The sequence below is a fragment of the Microbacterium sp. 05N427 genome, assembly GCF_056397105.1.
This window is the reverse complement of the sequence record NZ_JBFTMT010000011.1, coordinates 139,821-157,917: the sequence shown is the minus strand read 5'-3', so window position 1 is coordinate 157,917 and position 18,097 is coordinate 139,821. Positions and strand designations below refer to the sequence as shown.

The window sequence follows — 18,097 nt, the reverse complement described above, 5'->3', positions numbered from 1 at the left end:
GCATGACATCGACCGCGACCCCGGTTCTGGAGCAGGTKGACCTGCTCCTGTCCAAGGTGTGCGCGTCGGGTGAGCTGGGTGCGCGGTTCGGTGGGATGAACCAGGCCGAGCTGGTGGAGTTGCTGCAGGCAGCGGGCCGGATCCAACGGCATCTGGACGCCGTGATCACGACCACGGTCGGGGAGATCGCGGATCGGGACGGCGGTCTCGCAGACGAACGCGTCTCCGCCGTCGCGGGGTGCAGGGATGTGACGGAGTTGCTGCGGCGGGCGCTGCGGGTGGACATCGGCACGGCACGCCGGTATGCGGCCGCGTCGCGGGCCGTGCATCAGGAGCGGGCGGTGTGCACGGGGGAGCTGCTCCCGGCGAGGTTCGGTGCGCTGGCGGAGGCGCTGCAGGACGGGGAGCTGTCACTGACCGGGCTGCTCGCCGCAACGACCCCTCTGGAGCGGGCCGCGCCTCGGGTCGGATCGGCCGATCTCGCCCGAGCAGACAGGGTGCTCGCGGACGCGGCCCGCGGTCTGGACCTCGCCGACGACACCGGCCGCGCCGGCCCGGTGCCGACGACGGACGAGCTCGCCGCGCTCGCGGCGCACATCGTGCTGGTGCTGGACCCGGACGGGGCCGAGCCGGCCGACGCGGTCGCGCACCGCAAGCGTGGACTCACCCTGGGGCGGATCCGGGACGGGGTGATCCCCGTGTCGGGCGGGTTGCTGCCGGATGTGGCCGGGCAGCTGCAACGCCTCCTCGATGCGCTCCTCAATCCGAAGACCGAGCCGGTGCCAGACGTGGAGCCATCGCGCGTCAGCTTCGTCGACGGCGAGCACGGCCCCGACCACGGGCACGGCCCCGACTCTGAATCACCGGATCCCGATCCGGACGAGTTGCCGGACCCGCCCGATCCGCGGACCCCGAGCCAGAAACGCCACGACGCATTCGCCAGCATCCTCACCGTCGCCGCCTCCACCGGCGAGTTCCCGACCCTCGGCGGGGCGGCCCCCACCCTGGTCGTGTCGGTCACGGCGCAGGACTACCTCGACGGGACCGGACGCGCCACGGTCGAGGGCACCGGATGGCATGTCCCGCTGACCGTCGCGCGGCGCACGGCCTGTGCGGGCGGGATCCAACGGGTCCTGTTCGACGAACACGGGCAGATCGTCTCGATCGGCACCACCGCCCGCATCTTCAACGCCGTCCAACGCCGCGCGATCATCCTCCGCGACCGAGAATGCCTGATCCCCGGCTGCCACATCCCCGCAACCTGGTGCGAGATCCACCACGTCACCGAATGGGCCGACGGCGGACCCACCCACACCAGCAACGGCGTCGCCCTCTGCTGGCACCACCACCGCACCCTCGACACCTCCGGATGGCGCATCCGGATGAACCACGGCGTCCCCGAAATCCACGGACCCCACTGGTGGGACCCCCACAGCACCTGGCACCGCCCCCGCACCCGAGGCGGCGACCGCGTCAGACGCGAGCTCGCGGCGGCCCTCGCACCACCTGGCGGATGACAGATCGGACCGGAGCGCGGCGATCCAACTGAGGATGGCGCACGACAAGGGGATGACTGAACGGGGCTTCAGTCACGGTATCCTTCCGTCGTGGACGATGACACTGGGATCCTGATCTTCCTCGGCGCGGGCGTGCTGGTACTCGTCGCCATCGTCGTCTTCGGGGTGCTGAGCTCCCGGCGGAAACGCGCGGCGACGCAGCACACCTTCACCGTGCGCCAGGTGTGGATCGGCGACCAGCCGTTCCTGGAGAGCTCCGACCTCGACGCCTCCGACAAGCGTCAGGAGGAGTTGTTCCGGCTCAGGTATCCCGTCGGCAGCAGTCTCGTGCTGGCCCGGGCAGGGGCCGATGGCGACCGCATCGAGCAGGAGGTCCATGTCTCGCGGATCGCGCGGAGCCTGCGCGCCGGGTGGCCACAGGCGAAGCTCGGCCTCTCGGTGTACTTCCGGGAGTGGGAGGGCAGCGAGTTCCCTGCGCGCTTCTCCGTGAAGGGCACCGACAAGGTGGCGGGCGTCGAGCTCGATGCCACCGGGGTCCGCGCCGTCGATGCCGCAGAGGATCTCGTGTGGTCGGCGCCATGGGAGAAACTGCTCCTCTCGAACGGGCCCGACATCATGCTCGCGGACGGGGCGGCGAAGACGATCCGGTTCGAGTCCCTCGACGACGATCCGGACCTGCAGGAGATCCTCATCAAGTACGGCGCGCTGAAGCAGATGCACTTCTGACACGGGCCGCCGCACGCGCCGGGAAGCGCATCGCACCCCTCTTGTCGTGAGGGATCAGCGGGTCGGCACCTCCGCCGCGATCGGCGCCGTCGAGAGCACCGCCCTCAACAGCGAGCGCAGCTCGTCATCGACGCCGATCCGGTCGAGATAGGCGTCGGCGGATCCGTCGGCCAGCACCACCTCGTCGAGCGCACCGCGGAGCGCTCCGGCCGGGCTTCCTGAGACGAGCTCGCGGATCGGGCCTTCGAACGGCACGCCGTACGACGCGAGCCGCCCCGCCATGGCGTCGACCCACTCCCCTGCGAGGTTCCCCTCGGTGCGCGCGTAGTCCGCGACCACATCGTCGACGTCGACGCCGATCGCCAGCAGTGCGAGCGCCACGGCGAGTCCTGTGCGGTCCTTGCCCGCCGTGCAGTGGATCACCGTCGGGCCGCCCTCGGCGACCAGCGAGAGCACGCGCGCGAACGCGGCGCCGCCGTCGCGCAGCATGGTGACATAGAGCGCCGACAGCGACGGCCCCTCACCGTCGGAGAGCTGCGCCATGAAGCCGCGCAGGGATCCGGCCATGATCGGCACGTGCACGACCTCGATCCCGGTGCCCTCGACGTCGTCTGGCGCATCCGCCGCCTCCTCAGCAGAGCGCAGGTCGATGATCCGCGCGATGCCCAGGCCGGCGAGCGCGCGTCGTCCCTCCGGGCCGAGCGAGCCGAGCCCGTCGGATCGGAAGAGCACTCCGGGGCGCACCGCCGCGGATCCCGCCACTGCCGCGCGGAAGTTCACCGTGCCGGCGACCGGAAGCGGCTCGGCGGAGAACACGGCGGTTGAGGTCATCGGGGGACTCCATTCACGATGGGACGGCGGTTCCGGCGACCGCAGGCGCGGCCGGACGGCTCCGTCCTCCTCCGATCCTGGCATCTCCGGTGATCTCGGCGTGCAGGCGTGTGCGGCCGCCAGACGTGTACAGCGTGTGAGGATCCGCGCGGCACCCGCACGGAAACCGTGAGGAAGCCGTTCGGAGGCCGATCCGACCGGTTCGATCGGATCCGTGCTCGACATCATCTACGTGGCTCTCACGCTCGCGCTGTTCGCCCTCGTCGCACTGATCGCGAAGGGGGCGGAGAAGCTGTGATCGTCTTCGAGATCATCGCCGCCGTCCTCGCGGTCGCCGCGATCGGCTACCTCGTGGTGGCCCTCGTCGCCCCGGAGAAGTTCTGATGGGCGCCGCGGACATCTGGCTCGGCGTGCTGCAGGCCGCCACCCTCATCGCTGTCCTCGTGCTGCTGTACCGCCCGCTCGGCGACTACATCGCCCGCGTCTACACCGACGCCAAGGACCTGCGCGTGGAGCGCGTCGTCTACCGCCTGATCGGCGTGGACGCCTCCTCCGAGCAGACCTGGCGCGCATACGCCCGCAGCGTGCTCGCGTTCTCCGTGGTCGGCCTGCTGCTGCTCTACCTGCTGCAGCGCGCGCAGCAGGTCCTGCCGCTCTCGCTCGGCCTGCCCGCGGTGCCGGAGGGACTGGCCTTCAACACCGCGGCCTCATTCGTCGCCAACACCAACTGGCAGTCGTACTCGCCCGAGCAGACCATGGGCCACCTCGTGCAACTCGCCGGCCTCGCCGTGCAGAACTTCACCTCGGCGGCGGTCGGGATCGCGATCGCGATCGCGCTCGTCCGCGGCTTCGCCCGCCGGGGCAGCGCGACGATCGGCAACTTCTGGGTCGATCTCATCCGCGGCCTGATCCGGCTGCTGCTACCGCTCGCCGTGCTCTCGGCGCTCGCGCTCATCGCGGGCGGAGTGGCGCAGAACCTCTCCGGCTTCACCGACGTGCACACGGTCGCGGGTGCCGCGCAGTCGATCCCGGGCGGTCCCGTCGCCTCGCAGGAGGCCATCAAGCTCCTCGGCACGAACGGCGGCGGCTTCTACAACGCGAACTCCGCGCACCCCTTCGAGAACCCGACCGCGTGGACCAACCTCCTCGAGATCCTCCTGATCCTGGCGATCCCGTTCGCGCTGCCGCGCACGTTCGGACGGATCGTCGGCGACCACCGTCAGGGGTACGCGATCGCCGCCGTGATGGGCACGATCTTCCTCGCCTCGCTGGTCGCGCTGAGCGCCTTCGAGGTGAGCGGCCAGGGCGCCGCTCCGCAGTTGGCCGGGGCCGCGATGGAGGGCAAGGAGCAGCGCTTCGGGATCCTCGGATCCACCCTCTTCGGCACCGCGTCCACGCTCACCTCGACCGGTGCCGTGAACTCGATGCACGACTCCTACACGGCCCTCGGCGGCATGATGCCGATGCTCAACATGATGCTCGGCGAGGTCGCCCCCGGCGGCGTCGGATCGGGCCTCTACGGCATGCTCATCCTCGCCGTGATCGCCGTGTTCGTGGGCGGGCTGCTGGTCGGCCGCACCCCGGAGTACCTCGGCAAGCGCCTCGGCCCCCGCGAGATCAAGCTCGCCAGCCTCTACATCCTGGTCACTCCGACCCTCGTGCTGGCCGGCACCGCGCTGAGCTTCGCGATTCCGGCCATCCGGGCGGACATCGAGAAGACGAGCATCCTCAATCCCGGCCCGCACGGACTCAGCGAGGTGCTGTACGCCTTCACGTCGGCCGCGAACAACAACGGATCCGCCTTCGCCGGCCTCACCGCGAACACCCCCTGGCTGAACACCGCCCTCGGCGTCGCGATGCTGCTCGGCAGGTTCATCCCGATCGTGTTCGTCCTGGCCCTCGCCGGGTCCCTGGCCCAGCAGCAGCGCGTGCCGGAGACGGCGGGAACGCTGCCCACGCACCGCCCGCAGTTCGTCGGGCTCCTCATCGCGGTCTCCGTCGTGGTCACCGCCCTCACCTACTTCCCCGTGCTCACGCTCGGGCCGCTCGCAGAAGGACTCGTCCGATGACCATCGATCGCCACTCATCCACTCGGATCCCGAGCGCCCTTCGTCTCCCCCCGCTCGCTCAGGAGCCGGAGCACAACGACGAGACGAAGGGCGAACCCCCGACGCGCCCGCAGCGCGCGTTCGGGTGGAGCCAGCTCGTGCAGGCGCTCCCTGGCGCGCTGCGCCGGCTCAACCCTGCGATGCTGCTGCGCAACCCCGTGATCCTGCTGGTCTGGGCCGGGGCGGCGCTCACGACCGTGCTGGCCATCGCCGAGCCGTTCCTCGGATCCGGCGCCGCGGAGTCCGGCGGCACGCCGGTGCCGAACGGCTTCACCTGGTCGATCGCGGTCTGGCTGTGGCTCACCGTGCTGTTCGCGAACGTCGCGGAGTCGGTCGCGGAGGGCCGCGGCAAGGCGCAGGCCGCCACCCTCCGCAAGACGCGCACGAGCACGATGGCCCGACGCGTCACCGGCTACGATGCCGCGGCCGATCCGTCCGCGGAACACGCGGCGTGCGAGGAGGTCTCCTCCTCCGATCTGCGCCGCGACGACGTCGTCGTGGTGGTCGCGGGCGAGCCGATCCCCGGCGACGGCGACATCATCGCCGGCATCGCGACCGTCGACGAGTCGGCGATCACCGGAGAGAGCGCACCCGTGGTGCGCGAATCGGGCGGCGACCGCAGCGCCGTGACCGGCGGCACGCGTGTGCTGTCGGACCGGATCGTGGTGCGGATCACCTCGAAGCCCGGCGAGACCTTCGTCGACCGCATGATCGCCCTCGTCGAAGGCGCCGACCGGCAGCGCACCCCCAACGAGATCGCGCTCAACATCCTGCTCGCGAGCCTCTCGATCGTGTTCCTCGTGGTCGTGCTGGCGCTCAACCCGATCGCGTCGTACTCGGCGTCCCCGGTGAGCATCCCCGTGCTGATCGCCCTGCTCGTGTGCCTCATCCCGACCACGATCGGCGCGCTGCTCTCGGCGATCGGCATCGCCRGCATGGACCGGCTCGTGCAGCGCAACGTGCTCGCGATGTCCGGCCGCGCGGTCGAGGCCGCCGGCGACGTCACCACGCTGCTGCTCGACAAGACGGGCACGATCACCTACGGCAACCGTCGTGCCACCGATGTGCGGCCGGTCGCGGGAGTGTCCGTGGAGGAGCTGCTGCACGCCGCAGCGCTGTCCTCGCTCGCCGACCCCACGCCCGAGGGCGCCTCGATCGTCGAGCTCGCCGCCGCACGCGGCATCACCGCCGCCGCCCCCGAGGGCGCGGAGACCGTGCCCTTCACGGCGCAGACGCGCATGAGCGGTGTGGATCTGGCCGACGGATCGCAGATCCGCAAGGGCGCAGGATCCGCCATCCGCGGCTGGATCGGGGATGCCCCTTCGTCTCGCCTGCGGCTCGTTCAGGGACCGGATTCCCCGGTTCCTGACTCCCCGGTTCCTGATTCCCCGGTTCCTGACTCCCCGGTTCCTGAGCGAGCGGAGCGAGACGAAGGACGCCCATCGACGGGGGCGGAAGAGGCGGCGCGGTTCGCCGACGAGATCGCCGCTTCCGGCGGCACCCCGCTCGTCGTAGCCGTCGCGGGCGCATCGACCGGCGCCCGGATCCTCGGCGTCGTGCACCTCAAGGACGTGGTCAAGGAGGGCTTGTCCGAGCGGTTCCGGGAGCTGCGCAGCATGGGCATCCGCACCGTGATGATCACGGGCGACAACCCGCTCACGGCGAAGGCGATCGCCGCCGAGGCCGGTGTCGACGACTACCTCGCCGAAGCCACGCCGGAGGACAAGCTCGCCCTCATCCGCCGGGAGCAGGAGGGCGGGCGCCTCGTCGCGATGACCGGAGACGGCACCAATGACGCCCCCGCGCTCGCCCAGGCCGACGTCGGCGTCGCGATGAACACCGGCACCTCCGCCGCCAAGGAAGCCGGGAACATGGTCGATCTCGACTCGGATCCGACCAAGCTCATCGACATCGTGAGGATCGGCAAGCAGCTGCTCATCACCCGCGGCGCGCTCACCACGTTCTCGCTCGCGAACGACATCGCCAAGTACTTCGCGATCATCCCTGCGATGTTCATGGGTGCGTTCCCGGGGCTCGCGGCGCTCAACATCATGCAGCTGCACTCGCCGGCGTCCGCGGTGACGAGCGCGATCATCTTCAACGCGATCGTCATCGTCTTCCTCATCCCGCTCGCCCTGCGTGGCGTGACCTACCGGCCGGCGAGCGCCTCGCAGATCCTGCAGCGCAACCTGCTGATCTACGGCGTGGGCGGCGTCATCGCCCCGTTCGTCGGCATCAAGCTCATCGACCTCGTCGTCGCCCTCCTCCCCGGCTTCTGATCTGAAAGGCACACCATGTCGAATCTCCGCGGCACCGTCCGCCTCACCGGCGTCGCCGTCCGCGCGATGCTCGTGCTCACCCTCGTCCTCGGCGTCGGCTACACGCTCGCCCTCACCGGCATCGGCCAGCTCGCGCTCCCCTGGCAGTCGAACGGATCCCTCGTCGACGCGAAGGGGAGCGCCACCGGCGGCTGGACCGGCGGCGAGGCTCCGGCCGGCAGCGCCCTCATCGGGCAGTCCTTCACCGATGCGAAGGGCGATGCGCTGCCGCAGTACTTCCAGCCCCGCCCGTCCGCGGCGGGCGAGAAGGGCTACGACCCCACAGCCTCGGGAGGCAGCAACCTCGGCCCGAACAATCCCGACCTCGTGAAGGCGATCGCCGACCGCCGTGCAGCCACCGCGGCCCGCGAGCACGTCGCAGAGTCCGCGGTCCCCGCCGACGCCGTCACCGCGTCGGCCTCGGGGCTCGATCCGCACATCAGCCCGGCGTACGCGCTGCTCCAGGTGAACCGGGTCGCCGAGGCGCGCGGCCTGGACGCGTCCGCGGTGCGCACGCTGGTGGAGTCTAGGATTCAAACGCGCGATGCGGGCTTCCTCGGTGAGGAGCGGGTGAACGTGCTCGCGCTGAACCAGGCCCTCGACGCCCTGCAGCGGTGAGACGCGGCGACGAGAAGGCACGTGCAGTGAGCGAGGCGATGATGGGCGCGAGGCGCGAGGGCGGATCCGGAGCCCGCGGCCGGCTGCGCGTGCTGCTCGGCGCGGCACCCGGCGTGGGCAAGACCTACGAGATGCTCAGCGAAGGGCACCGTCTCGCCGAGGCCGGGCGTGATGTGGTGATCGGGATCGTGGAGACGCACGGCCGCGATGCGACGCTCGCGCAGACCCGGGGCATCGAGCAGGTGGCGCGCCGGACCGTGTCGCACCGCGAGGTGCAGCTCGACGAGCTCGACATCGACGCGGTGCTCGCACGTCGGCCGGAGCTCGCCCTGATCGACGAGATGGCGCACACCAACGCCCCCGGATCCCGCAACGCCAAACGCTGGCAGGACGTGCAAGAGCTGCTGGACGCGGGCATCGACGTCATCACGACCGTGAACGTGCAGCACATCGAGTCGCTCAACGCCGTGGTCGAGAAGATCACCGGCGTCGTGCAGCAGGAGACCGTGCCGGACGCGGTGATCCGCGGCGCCGACGAGGTGGAGGTCGTGGACCTCGCCCCGCAGACCCTGCGCGACCGCCTCTCGGCGGGCCAGGTGTACCCCGCGGAGCGGATCGACGCCGCGCTGTCGAACTACTTCCGCCTCGGCAACCTCACCGCCCTCCGCGAGCTGGCACTGCTGTGGCTGGCCGACGAGGTGGACAGCGCACTGCGCAGCTATCGCACCCAGCACGGTATCGACAGCGCCTGGCAGGCCCGCGAGCGCGTGGTGGTCGCCCTCACCGGCGGCCCGGAGGGAGAGACGCTGCTGCGCCGCGGCGCGAGGATCGCCGCGCGTTCGGCGGGCGGCGAGCTGCTGGCCGTGCATGTCACGACGCAGGACGGCCTGCGCGGCGACCGTCCCGGCGCGCTCAGCGCCCAGCGCGGCCTGGTGGAATCGCTCGGCGGCAGCTACCACCAGCTCGTGGGCGACGACGTGCCTGGAACGCTGGTCGAGTTCGCGCAGTCCGTCGACGCGAGCCAGCTCGTGATCGGCGTGAGCCGGCGCTCCCGTCTCTCCGCGGCGCTCACCGGACCGGGCATCGGCGCGGAGATCATCCGCCGCTCGGGCGACATCGACGTGCACATCGTCACCCATGCCGCGGCGGGCCGGCGCGGACCGCTCCCCTCGATCAGCGGCGGGGCCCTGGGCTGGCGGCGACAGCTCATCGGCTTCGCCGTGGCACTGGTCGGCGGGCCGCTGCTGTCCTGGCTGCTGTTCGCGCTCAAGGCGCCCGGATCCATCACCACCGATGTGCTCAGCTATCAGTTGCTGGTCGTGGTGGTCGCACTCATCGGCGGCCTGCGGCCCGCGCTGTTCGCGGCCGTGCTGAGCGGATTCACCCTCGACTTCCTCTTCGTGGAACCGCTGTTCACCGTCACGATCGCGGATCCGCTGCACGCCCTCGCCCTCGCGCTCTACGTCGTGATCGCCGTGCTCGTGAGCATCGTCGTGGACCAGGCCGCCCGGCGAGCCCGCGCCGCCCAGCGCGCGGCCGGAGAGGCCGAGCTGCTCGCCGCCGTGGCGGGCAACGTGCTGCGCGGCGACAGCGCCCCCACGGCTCTCGTCGCCCGAGCGCGCGAGGCGTTCGGGCTGAGCGGCATCCGGCTGCTCTCCCCCGACGGCACGGTCATCGCCGCCGACGGCGAACCGCTCGGCGGTGGCGGAGCGGGCGGAGCGGATCCGGCTGACCGCCCGGCTGACCGCCCGGATGACCGCCCGGGTGGCCGCGAGACCGAACCTCCGTCCCGAGACCGACGACGCGATGCACCGTTTCGGGACAGGGGTTCGGTCTCGCGGTCAGCGCCGACGTTCGGGGCGGATGCGGCGGATGCGGCGGACGCGGCGGCGGCACAGGCGGCGCGCGTCGAGACCGTACCGGTCGGGGTCGGCGTCGATGGCCGGCCGCGTGCGGTCCTCGAGCTGCACGGGGGCGATCTCGACGCCGCCGGCCGTCGCCTGCTCGACGCGATCGTCGCCCAGCTCGCCGCGGCGATCGAGCACACCGATCTGCGCGAGACCGCGAGCCAGGCCGCGGTGCTCGCCGAGACAGACCAGGTCCGAAGCGCCCTGCTCTCCGCGCTCAGTCACGACCTGCGCCGGCCGCTCGCCGCGGCCGTCGCCGCGGTCGGCGGGCTCCGCAGCGCGCATCGCCTGTCGGCGGAGGACCGCGCCGAACTCGTCGAGACCGCCGACGAGAGCCTCGCCACCTTGTCGCGCCTGGTCACCGACCTGCTCGACGTCAGCCGCGTGCAGGCCGGGGTGCTGGCGGTGTCTCTGGACCGGGTGGACGCGGCCGGCGGCGTGGTCGCAGCGCTCGACGAGCTGTCGCTCGGACCCGCCGACGTCGAACTCGCCCTGGATCCGGCGCTGCCGCCGCTGCGCGCGGATCCGGTGCTTCTGCAGCGCGTGCTCGTGAACCTGCTCACCAACGCCGTGCGGCACTCGCCCGCGGACTGCCGGGTGATCGTGTCGACGAGCCGTCTCGGCGAGCGTGCGGAGATCCGCGTGGCGGATCGCGGCGAAGGGATCCCCGAGGATCAGCGCGAGAGCGCGTTCCTGCCGTTCCAGCGGCACGGCGACACCGACAACACGACCGGTCTCGGCCTGGGCCTGGCCCTGTCCCGGGGTTTCACCGAGGGCATGGGCGGTACGCTGACGGCCGAGGACACCCCGGGCGGCGGCCTCACGATGGTGGTGTCGCTGCCGCTGGCGGAGGCGGATCCGCTGACCGATTCCGAGTTCCCCTTCTCGCTCCCGTCGCGAAACCTGTCGGTATCCGGGTCGGAAAGCGACACCTTTCGCGACGGGAACCCCCTGAGAATGCCCACCGAGGAGGACCCGCGATGAAACTGCTCGTCGCCGACGACGACCCGCAGCTCGTGCGCGCCCTGCGGATCACGCTCGCCGCGCACGGCTACGACGTGATCGCGGCTCCCGACGGCGCCGCCGCGATCGCGATGGCCGCTCAGGCGCACCCCGAGATCGTGCTGCTCGACCTCGGCATGCCGAAGCTCGACGGGATCGCCGTGATCGAGGCGCTGCGCGGCTGGAGCGACGTGCCGATCCTGGTCGTGTCGGGACGGACCGGATCCGCCGACAAGGTCGAGGCGCTCGACGCGGGTGCCGACGACTACGTCACGAAGCCGTTCCAGATCGACGAGCTGCTCGCGCGGCTACGCGCCCTCGCCCGCCGCCGCGGCGGGACGCCCGCGGAGTCGTCCGTCGCGTTCGGCGAGGTGGAGGTGGATCTGGCGGCCAAGGCCGTGACACGCGGCGGATCCCGCGTGCACCTCACGCCGACGGAGTGGCAGATCCTGGAGCACCTGGCCCGGCACCCCGGCGCGCTCGTGACGCGGCAGGAGCTGCTGCGCGAGATCTGGGGCACCGAGCAGATCACCGACACCGGCTACCTGCGGCTGTACCTGTCGCAGCTGCGCAAGAAGCTCGAGCGCACCCCCAGCGCCCCCGAGCACCTGCTCACCGAGCAGGGCATGGGCTACCGCCTGGTTCTGGACCCGGCCTGACGCCGTCTGGTCGCTGAGCGAGCGCGCCGAGACGCCCTTCGTCTCGTCGCTGCGCTCCTCGCTCAGGGACCGGACGGTTCCTGAGCGAGCGCAGCGAGACGAAGGACGCGGGCAACCCGTGGCTCACACGTCGCGGGAGCGCCAGAGGAGCCAGACGAAGTACGGGGCGCCGAGGACCGCGACGACGAGCCCCGCGGGCAGCTGTGCGGGGGCGATGACCGTGCGGCCCACCGCGTCGGCGAGGCCCACGAGCACCGCCCCCAGCAGCACCGCGACCGGGACCACGCGCGCGTGCCGGGCGCCGACCAGGGCCCGGGCCGCATGCGGGGCGACCAGGCCGACGAAGCCGATGACCCCGACCGCCACCACACTGAACGCCGCGAGCAGCGCCGCCACCGCGAGGATCAGCAGACGCGAGCGCTCGAGCTTCATTCCGAGCACGCGCGGAGTGTCCTCATCGAGCGCGAGCAGGTCGAGCTCGCGGCCGCGCAGCAGCACCACCGGCAGCGCGATCAGCAGCACCACGGCCAGCGGTACCACCTGATCCCAGATCCGGCCGTACGTCGTGCCRCTCAGCCAGGTGTAGATCTTCGGGGTGTTGAACGGACTCGTGCGCAGAAGCACGAACGAGGTGAGCGCGACCGCCGCCGATGAGACGCCGATCCCGATGAGGATGAACCGGTCCGCGCTGAGCCCGCCGCGCCAGGCCAGCAGGTACACGAGGGCGAACGCACAGAGCGCGCCGATCACCGCCGCCACGAGCATGCCGAACGTCGAGGCCGCGGCGCTCGTCACCACGAGCACGGCTCCGAGCCCCGCCCCGCCGGTGATTCCGAGAAGGCCAGGATCCGCGAGCGGATTGCGGCTCACCGCCTGCGTGAGGCATCCGGCGAGCGCGAGCGCCGCGCCCGCCGTGACGGCGGCGATCACCCGCGGCGCCCGCTCGTCCAGCGCGAACGCGATCTGCGGAGGCGCCTGCCCCTGCAGCCAGAGCAGCACATCCCCCGTGAGCAGCGGCGTCGCACCGAGCAGCAGGCCGGCGACCACGACGGCGACCACCAGCACGGCCGCGATCATCAGCACGAGCCGGAAGCGCAGCGGCCCGCGCACTCCGAACCGGATCGACGGCGGCCGCCGCGTGGGCCCGGAATCGCGCAGTCGCCGCGCCATCACCACGAGCACGACGGATCCGAGAACGGTCGTCGCCACACCCGTGGGCACGGCGATCGCGCCCTCGGCCCCGATGATGAGCCGCAGCAGGGCGTCGGCGAGGATCACCACGAGCGCACCGATGAGTCCGGATGCGGGCAGCAGCAGCGCGTGCCGGCCGAGCCCTGGCACGATCCGCACGAGCAGGCGCGCGAGCACCGGCGCGCACAGTCCGACGAAGCCGAGCGGGCCGGCGAGGGTGACGGCGGTCGCTGTCAGCAGGACGGACAGCAGGATCCCGAGGATGCGCGTCGAACGGATCCGCACGCCGAGGGATGCGGCCAGATCGTCGCCGAGCGCGAGCACGTCGAGACGGCGGGCGAGCAGCAGCGCCAGCAGGCCGGCGACCACGACGACCGGCGCTGCGCGCAGGAACGCGTCGAGCCCGAGCTGCGACAGGCTGCCGCTCCCCCAGGCGAGCAGGCCCTTGGTCTGCTCGCTGAACAGGATCAGCAGGGCCGAGGTCGCGGCCTGGAACGCCAGGGCCAGGGCGGATCCGGCCAGCACGAGCCGGGTCGTGGAGGATCCGGCCCCTCCCGCGAGCCCCAGCACGATCACCGCGGCCACGAGCCCGCCGCCGAACGCGACGATCCCCGACGCCCAGAACGGGATCGAGATCCCGAAGGCGGCCACCGCGGTGATCGCGAGATACGCGCCTGCCGTCACTCCGAGCGTGTCGGGGGAGGCGAGGGCGTTGCGCGCCAGCGACTGCATGAGCAGGCCGGCAACGCCGAGTGCGACGCCGACCGCGACGCCCGCCGCGAGCCGGGGCAGGCGCGCCCCGAGCAGGATGTCCGGATCGGCCCAGCCCGCTCCGCTCGTCCCCTGTGTGAGGTGCCAGCCCGCGGCGGCGATGAGCGCGAGCAGCAGCAGGACGAGCACGCCGACGGCGCCGAGCCGGGCGCGGACGCCGGTCGCAGGGCTCGTCCCCGCTTCTCCGGTCGCCCGGGCGTCCGCGCCCGCCTCCGCCATCGGCTCCCGCGACCCGGCCGAGACCGTGATCGCCGGATCCTGCTCCTCCACCCGCATCGCGCTCATCGCCTCCGAGTCACTTGCGGAACGCGTCGACGTACGCGTCGGCGATCTTCTCGGCCGAGCGCGGTCCGCCGAAGGTCCAGATACCGGTCGGGAACGCGTGGATCCGCTTGTCCTTGACCGCGGGGATCGAGGCCCAGGCCGGGTTCTTCTCGGCCGCCGTGATGAAGCTGCCGCTGTCGGGGTCGTCGGTGCCGGTGTAGAGCAGCGTCGCGGATCCGACGGTCGTCATGCCCTCGATGTCGGTGCTGCCGAGCCCGTAGGCGGGGTCGGTCTCGCCCTTCCACACGTTCGTGAGGCCCAGTTCGCCGCCGATCGCGCCGATCAGCGAACCGGTGCCGAACGGGCGCAGCGACACGGTGCCGCCGTCGACCCAGCCGTCGAAGTACACGAAGTCGGTGCTCTCCGGCTTCGCGGCGGCGAGGGTCTTCTTCGCCTCCGCGAGATGGCTCTTCATCTCGGCCGTGACGACCTCGGCGCGCTCGGTGCGGCCCGTCGCCTGCGCGATGAGGTCGAAGGTCGCGAGAAGCTGCTTCATCGGATCCTTCGCGTCGGCGCCGATCGTCACGAGCACGGGCACGCCGTACTTCTCGAGCTGGCCGATGATCGCGTCGTCGCGGGTCTGCGCCTCGACCACGACGAGGTCGGGCTTGGTCTGGAACAGCGCATCGAGGTTCGGCTCCTGCCGGGTTCCGACACTCTTGACGCCTTCGGGCAGCTTCTCTGCCTTGTCCCACTGGCGATAGCCGGCGGCATCCGCCACGGCGACGGGCGTCACGCACAGCGAGAGGGCGTCCTCGACCTGCTGCCACTCCAGCACGGCGACGCGCTCGGCGGGCTTGTCCAGCTTCACGGTGCGGCCGAGGGCGTCGGTCACGCTCACCGGCCCGGTGGCGGTGGTCGTGGTGTCCTTGGCGCACTCCGCGCTCGCGGCGGGTGCGCCGCTGTCGGTGGGCGCCGTGACAGAGGTCGTTCCGCAGCCGGCGAGGGCCAGGGTGGTCGCCGCGAGCAGCGTGAGGACGGCGAAGGGCTTGCGCATGGTTCTCCAGGGTGGGTGAGTCGGGGAGCGAGAGGTCGGGGTCGAGGTCGGATCCGGCCGCGGGGGATGGCCGCCGCTGGTCTGGGTGTCGTTGGTTCCTGAGCGAGCGCAGCGAGACGAAGGACGAGCGAGCGCAGCGAGGCGAAGGACGTCGGTTGCTGAGGCCCTTCGTCTCGTCGCTGCGCTCCTCGCTCAGGGACCGGGCCACCTGTCAGGTGGGTCAGATCAAGCGGGCTGCGGTTCGCGGGCGGGGAGACGGGCGACGTGCCGGCCGCGCGGGATCACGCGCACCCGGCCGTCGTCGTCGAGCGCGGTGTCGATGCGCAGCCCATAGGCCGCGGAGAGGTTCTCGCCGGTGAGCACCTCGGCCGGGGTGCCGTCAGCACGCACGCGACCGTCGTGGAGGAGCACGACGCGATCGGCGACCGCTGCGGCGTGGTCGAGGTCGTGCAGCACGACGCCGAGGGCGGTGCCCGCGTCGGCGAGATCGCGGATGAGGTCGAGCGTCTCGATCTGGTAGCGCAGGTCGAGGTGATTGGTCGGCTCGTCGAGCAGGAGGATCGGCGTGGTCTGTGCGAGCGCGGTGGCGAGCCAGACGCGCTGCAGCTCCCCTCCGGAGAGTTCGTCCACGGGTCGCGCTCCCATCGCACCCAGACCGGTGAGGACGAGCGCCCTGTCGATGGCCTCACGGTCCTCGTCGCGCAGGCCGGAGAAGCGACCGCGATGCGGATGCCGGCCGAAGGCGACGACATCGCGCACCTCCAGTCCGGATGGATGCGGACGCGACTGCGACAGCATCGCCACCGTGCGCGCGAACTCCTTCGCATCCAGCGTCGCGGCGTCACGGTGAACGCCGCCGGCCTCGAGGCGCACGGATCCGGCTTGGATGCGGTGCAGCCGCGCGATGGCCCGCAGCGCAGTGGACTTCCCGCTGCCGTTCGGGCCGATGAGCGCCGTGACCGTCCCGGGGCGGAGCGTCATCGCGACGTCGTGCACGACGGGTGTGCGGCCGTAGTTCAGCGCCAAGCCCTCGGCCACGAGCCCGGCCGGCGGGAGGAAGCCGGAAGAATCCCGATTCGTCATGTTAGGGGAGCCTAACCTATCCTGATGGACGTGTCACATCACCCCTACCGGACGTATCGCACCACCGTCGCTCGTCGCGAGCAGCTGTCGCCGAACTTCCTGCGCATGACGTTGACCGGCCCCGACCTCGTGTATTTCGGCACGGCGGGCCTCGATCAGCGCATCAAGCTCGTGCTGCCGCTGTCCGATGGATCCTTCACCGACGTCGGCCAGTTCGACGAATCGGTCGGCATGATGGAGTGGTATCGCCGCTGGCGAGAACTCCCCGATGAGGATCGCAATCCGATCCGCACGTACACGATCCGCGCGGCGCGGCCCGAGTCCCGCGAGATCGACGTCGACTTCGTGCTGCACGGCACTGAGGGCCCCGCGTCCGCCTGGGCCTCCGTCGCTGCGCCCGGGGCGCCGCTGGTCGTGATCGGCCCCGATGCGCGCGCCCATGAGACCGGCGGGCTGGAGTGGCATCCGGGCGATGCCGAATCGGTGCTCATCGCGGGAGATGAGACCGCGGTGCCGGCGATCTGCGCGATCGTCGAGTCGCTCCCCGCGCACGTGACCGGATCCGTCTACATCGAGGTGCCCACGGAGGCCGACGCGCTGCGACTCACAGCACCCGAGGGTGTGGCGGTGACGTGGCTCGCACGCGGAAGCGCGGCCCACGGGCTGCGGCTGAGTGCAGCGGTGCACGCCTGGGGCGAGACGCGGGCCGCCGAGGCCGCGCCCGCGCCAGCGGATGCGCATGCCGTCGACGCGCCCGCGGGAACCGAGCTCGCCGATCCGAGCGAGGACGAAGTGCTCTGGGAGGTGCCGGAATCGTCGGTCGGATCCTGTTACGCCTGGCTGGCCGGCGAGGCGAGCACGATCACCGCGCTGCGCCGCCACCTCGTGCGCGGCCTCGGCATCGACCGTCGCTCCGTGGCGTTCATGGGCTACTGGCGCCGAGGGCGGGCCGAAGCCGCCTGACCCCGCCGCAGCGCTGCCCACGGCCGCCTCGCGGGTGCGTTCCGCCAGGCCGCGAGACCGAACCTCCGTCCCGAGACCGACGATCTAACACGCTGTCTCGGAACTCGAGTTCGGTCTCGCGGCCAGAGAACAGCTCCCTGGGCGGACTGCGGAGCCGCGGCGGGTCAGCCGCCGATGCCCATGCCTCGCTGGATGACGCGGTCGAACACGCGCGCGGGCAGGATCCGGTGCGCGAAGACCAGAGGCTTCGCGCCGAAGCCGATGCGATAGCGAGCGCGAGGGCGGCGGGCGGTCGCCGCCTTCGTGATCGCCCGCGCGACGACCTCCGGCGAGGAGGTCATCCTGGCACCGGGCAGCGAGCTGTTGCCGAGGGCGTTCGCGACCGCCACGGCCTGCGTCCGGTACGGACCGTCTCCCGACGTCTCGAGGACGTTCGTTGCCGCGATCGCACCCCATTCGGTGCGGATGGATCCCGGCTCGATCACGACGACGCCGATGCCGAACGGCGCAACCTCCATCCGCAGCGCATCGCTGATCGCCTCGACGGCGTACTTGCTGGCGTGATACCACGCACCCAGCGGAGTCGTGAAGTTGCCGCCCATCGACGAGATGTTGATGATCGTGCCGCTGCGCTGCGCGCGCAGCTGTGGCAGCACCAGCTGCGTCATCCTGGCGAGACCGAGCACGTTCACGTCGAGCTGCGCCTGCGCCTCGGCGAGCGGCACATCCTCGAGTGCGCCGTACGACCCGTACCCCGCGTTGTTCACAAGGACATCGATCCGGCCCTGCTCCGCGAGGATCTGCGCGACGGCGGCCTGCGCCGACGCGTCGTCGGTCACGTCCAGGGCGAGCGTGTGCACCCCGGCGTCCCGCAGCCCCGCCATCCGGTCCACACGCCGCGCGGCGGCGTAGACCGTGAAACCCGCGTCGTTCAGGTGACGCGCGGCGGACTCTCCGATGCCGGATGAGGCCCCCGTGACGAGTGCGACCTTCGTGACCATAACGATCCCTCTCCCCTGCCCTGACACCCGAACCGGGTATCGGACCAATGGTCTCGCATCGAAGGGACTGCGGGCACGCGC

14 protein-coding genes are annotated in these 18,097 nt (G+C 71.6%); 9 read left to right on the top strand and 5 right to left on the bottom strand.

Going from position 1 to position 18,097, the window contains the following annotated elements; genetic code table 11:
• Positions 1 to 2: 2 nt before the first annotated feature.
• Entirely contained in the window at positions 3 to 1,517 is a 1,515-nt protein-coding gene (locus tag AC1DG4_RS13055) for an HNH endonuclease signature motif containing protein (RefSeq protein WP_477381262.1), read from the top strand.
• A gap of 90 nt (positions 1,518 to 1,607) precedes the next feature.
• Positions 1,608 to 2,243 carry a hypothetical protein gene (locus AC1DG4_RS13050; RefSeq protein ID WP_477381260.1) on the top strand — a complete coding sequence of 212 codons (636 nt, stop codon included), beginning with the start codon at positions 1,608 to 1,610 and terminating at the stop codon, positions 2,241 to 2,243.
• 54 nt (positions 2,244 to 2,297) lie between these two features.
• Here AC1DG4_RS13050 and AC1DG4_RS13045 read toward each other — a convergent pair whose 3' ends face one another.
• Positions 2,298 to 3,074: a tyrosine-protein phosphatase gene (locus AC1DG4_RS13045; RefSeq protein ID WP_477381258.1), complete on the bottom strand. Its 777-nt coding sequence runs from the start codon at positions 3,072 to 3,074 to the stop codon at positions 2,298 to 2,300.
• A gap of 294 nt (positions 3,075 to 3,368) precedes the next feature.
• On the opposite strand from AC1DG4_RS13045, the gene AC1DG4_RS13040 reads away from it, so the two are divergent.
• From AC1DG4_RS13040 to AC1DG4_RS13015, 6 genes are read left to right on the top strand one after another with little or no spacing between them, the layout of a single operon-like run.
• Positions 3,369 to 3,458, top strand: coding sequence for a potassium-transporting ATPase subunit F (locus AC1DG4_RS13040; RefSeq protein ID WP_477381256.1), 90 nt, complete (start codon positions 3,369 to 3,371; stop codon positions 3,456 to 3,458).
• The gene (gene kdpA, locus AC1DG4_RS13035) at positions 3,458 to 5,143 is read left to right on the top strand and encodes a potassium-transporting ATPase subunit KdpA (RefSeq protein WP_477381254.1); all 1,686 of its coding nucleotides are present in this window, start codon (positions 3,458 to 3,460) and stop codon (positions 5,141 to 5,143) included. The genes AC1DG4_RS13040 and kdpA overlap by 1 nt, the downstream gene beginning before the upstream one ends.
• Positions 5,140 to 7,461 carry a potassium-transporting ATPase subunit KdpB gene (gene kdpB, locus AC1DG4_RS13030; RefSeq protein WP_477421267.1) on the top strand — a complete coding sequence of 774 codons (2,322 nt, stop codon included), beginning with the start codon at positions 5,140 to 5,142 and terminating at the stop codon, positions 7,459 to 7,461. The genes kdpA and kdpB overlap by 4 nt, the downstream gene beginning before the upstream one ends.
• 15 nt (positions 7,462 to 7,476) lie before the next feature.
• A complete protein-coding gene (gene kdpC, locus AC1DG4_RS13025; RefSeq protein WP_477381250.1) occupies positions 7,477 to 8,118 on the top strand; it encodes a potassium-transporting ATPase subunit KdpC in 642 nt (213 codons plus the stop codon).
• A gap of 41 nt (positions 8,119 to 8,159) precedes the next feature.
• Entirely contained in the window at positions 8,160 to 11,009 is a 2,850-nt protein-coding gene (locus AC1DG4_RS13020) for an ATP-binding protein (RefSeq protein WP_477381484.1), read from the top strand.
• Positions 11,006 to 11,686 (top strand): response regulator, encoded by a 681-nt coding sequence (locus tag AC1DG4_RS13015; protein WP_477381248.1) that lies wholly within the window; start codon positions 11,006 to 11,008, stop codon positions 11,684 to 11,686. Before AC1DG4_RS13020 ends, AC1DG4_RS13015 begins: the two co-directional genes overlap by 4 nt.
• Positions 11,687 to 11,809: 123 nt before the next feature.
• Here AC1DG4_RS13015 and AC1DG4_RS13010 read toward each other — a convergent pair whose 3' ends face one another.
• From AC1DG4_RS13010 to AC1DG4_RS13000, 3 genes are all read right to left on the bottom strand, one after another.
• The gene (locus tag AC1DG4_RS13010) at positions 11,810 to 13,924 is read right to left on the bottom strand and encodes an iron ABC transporter permease (RefSeq protein ID WP_477381482.1); all 2,115 of its coding nucleotides are present in this window, start codon (positions 13,922 to 13,924) and stop codon (positions 11,810 to 11,812) included.
• A 19-nt stretch (positions 13,925 to 13,943) separates the two neighbouring features.
• Positions 13,944 to 14,969, bottom strand: a complete 1,026-nt coding sequence (locus tag AC1DG4_RS13005; RefSeq protein ID WP_477381247.1) for an ABC transporter substrate-binding protein — start codon at positions 14,967 to 14,969, stop codon at positions 13,944 to 13,946.
• 225 nt (positions 14,970 to 15,194) lie between these two features.
• Positions 15,195 to 16,052 (bottom strand): ABC transporter ATP-binding protein, encoded by an 858-nt coding sequence (locus AC1DG4_RS13000; protein WP_477381245.1) that lies wholly within the window; start codon positions 16,050 to 16,052, stop codon positions 15,195 to 15,197.
• A 24-nt stretch (positions 16,053 to 16,076) separates the two neighbouring features.
• Here AC1DG4_RS13000 and AC1DG4_RS12995 point away from each other — a divergent pair, with 24 nt between their 5' ends.
• On the top strand, positions 16,077 to 17,015 hold the full coding sequence (locus tag AC1DG4_RS12995; protein WP_477381243.1) for a siderophore-interacting protein: 939 nt from the start codon (positions 16,077 to 16,079) through the stop codon (positions 17,013 to 17,015).
• 164 nt (positions 17,016 to 17,179) lie between these two features.
• On the opposite strand, the gene AC1DG4_RS12990 is transcribed toward AC1DG4_RS12995, so the two are convergent.
• Positions 17,180 to 18,016, bottom strand: a complete 837-nt coding sequence (locus AC1DG4_RS12990; RefSeq protein WP_477381241.1) for an oxidoreductase — start codon at positions 18,014 to 18,016, stop codon at positions 17,180 to 17,182.
• Positions 18,017 to 18,097 lie beyond the last annotated feature (81 nt).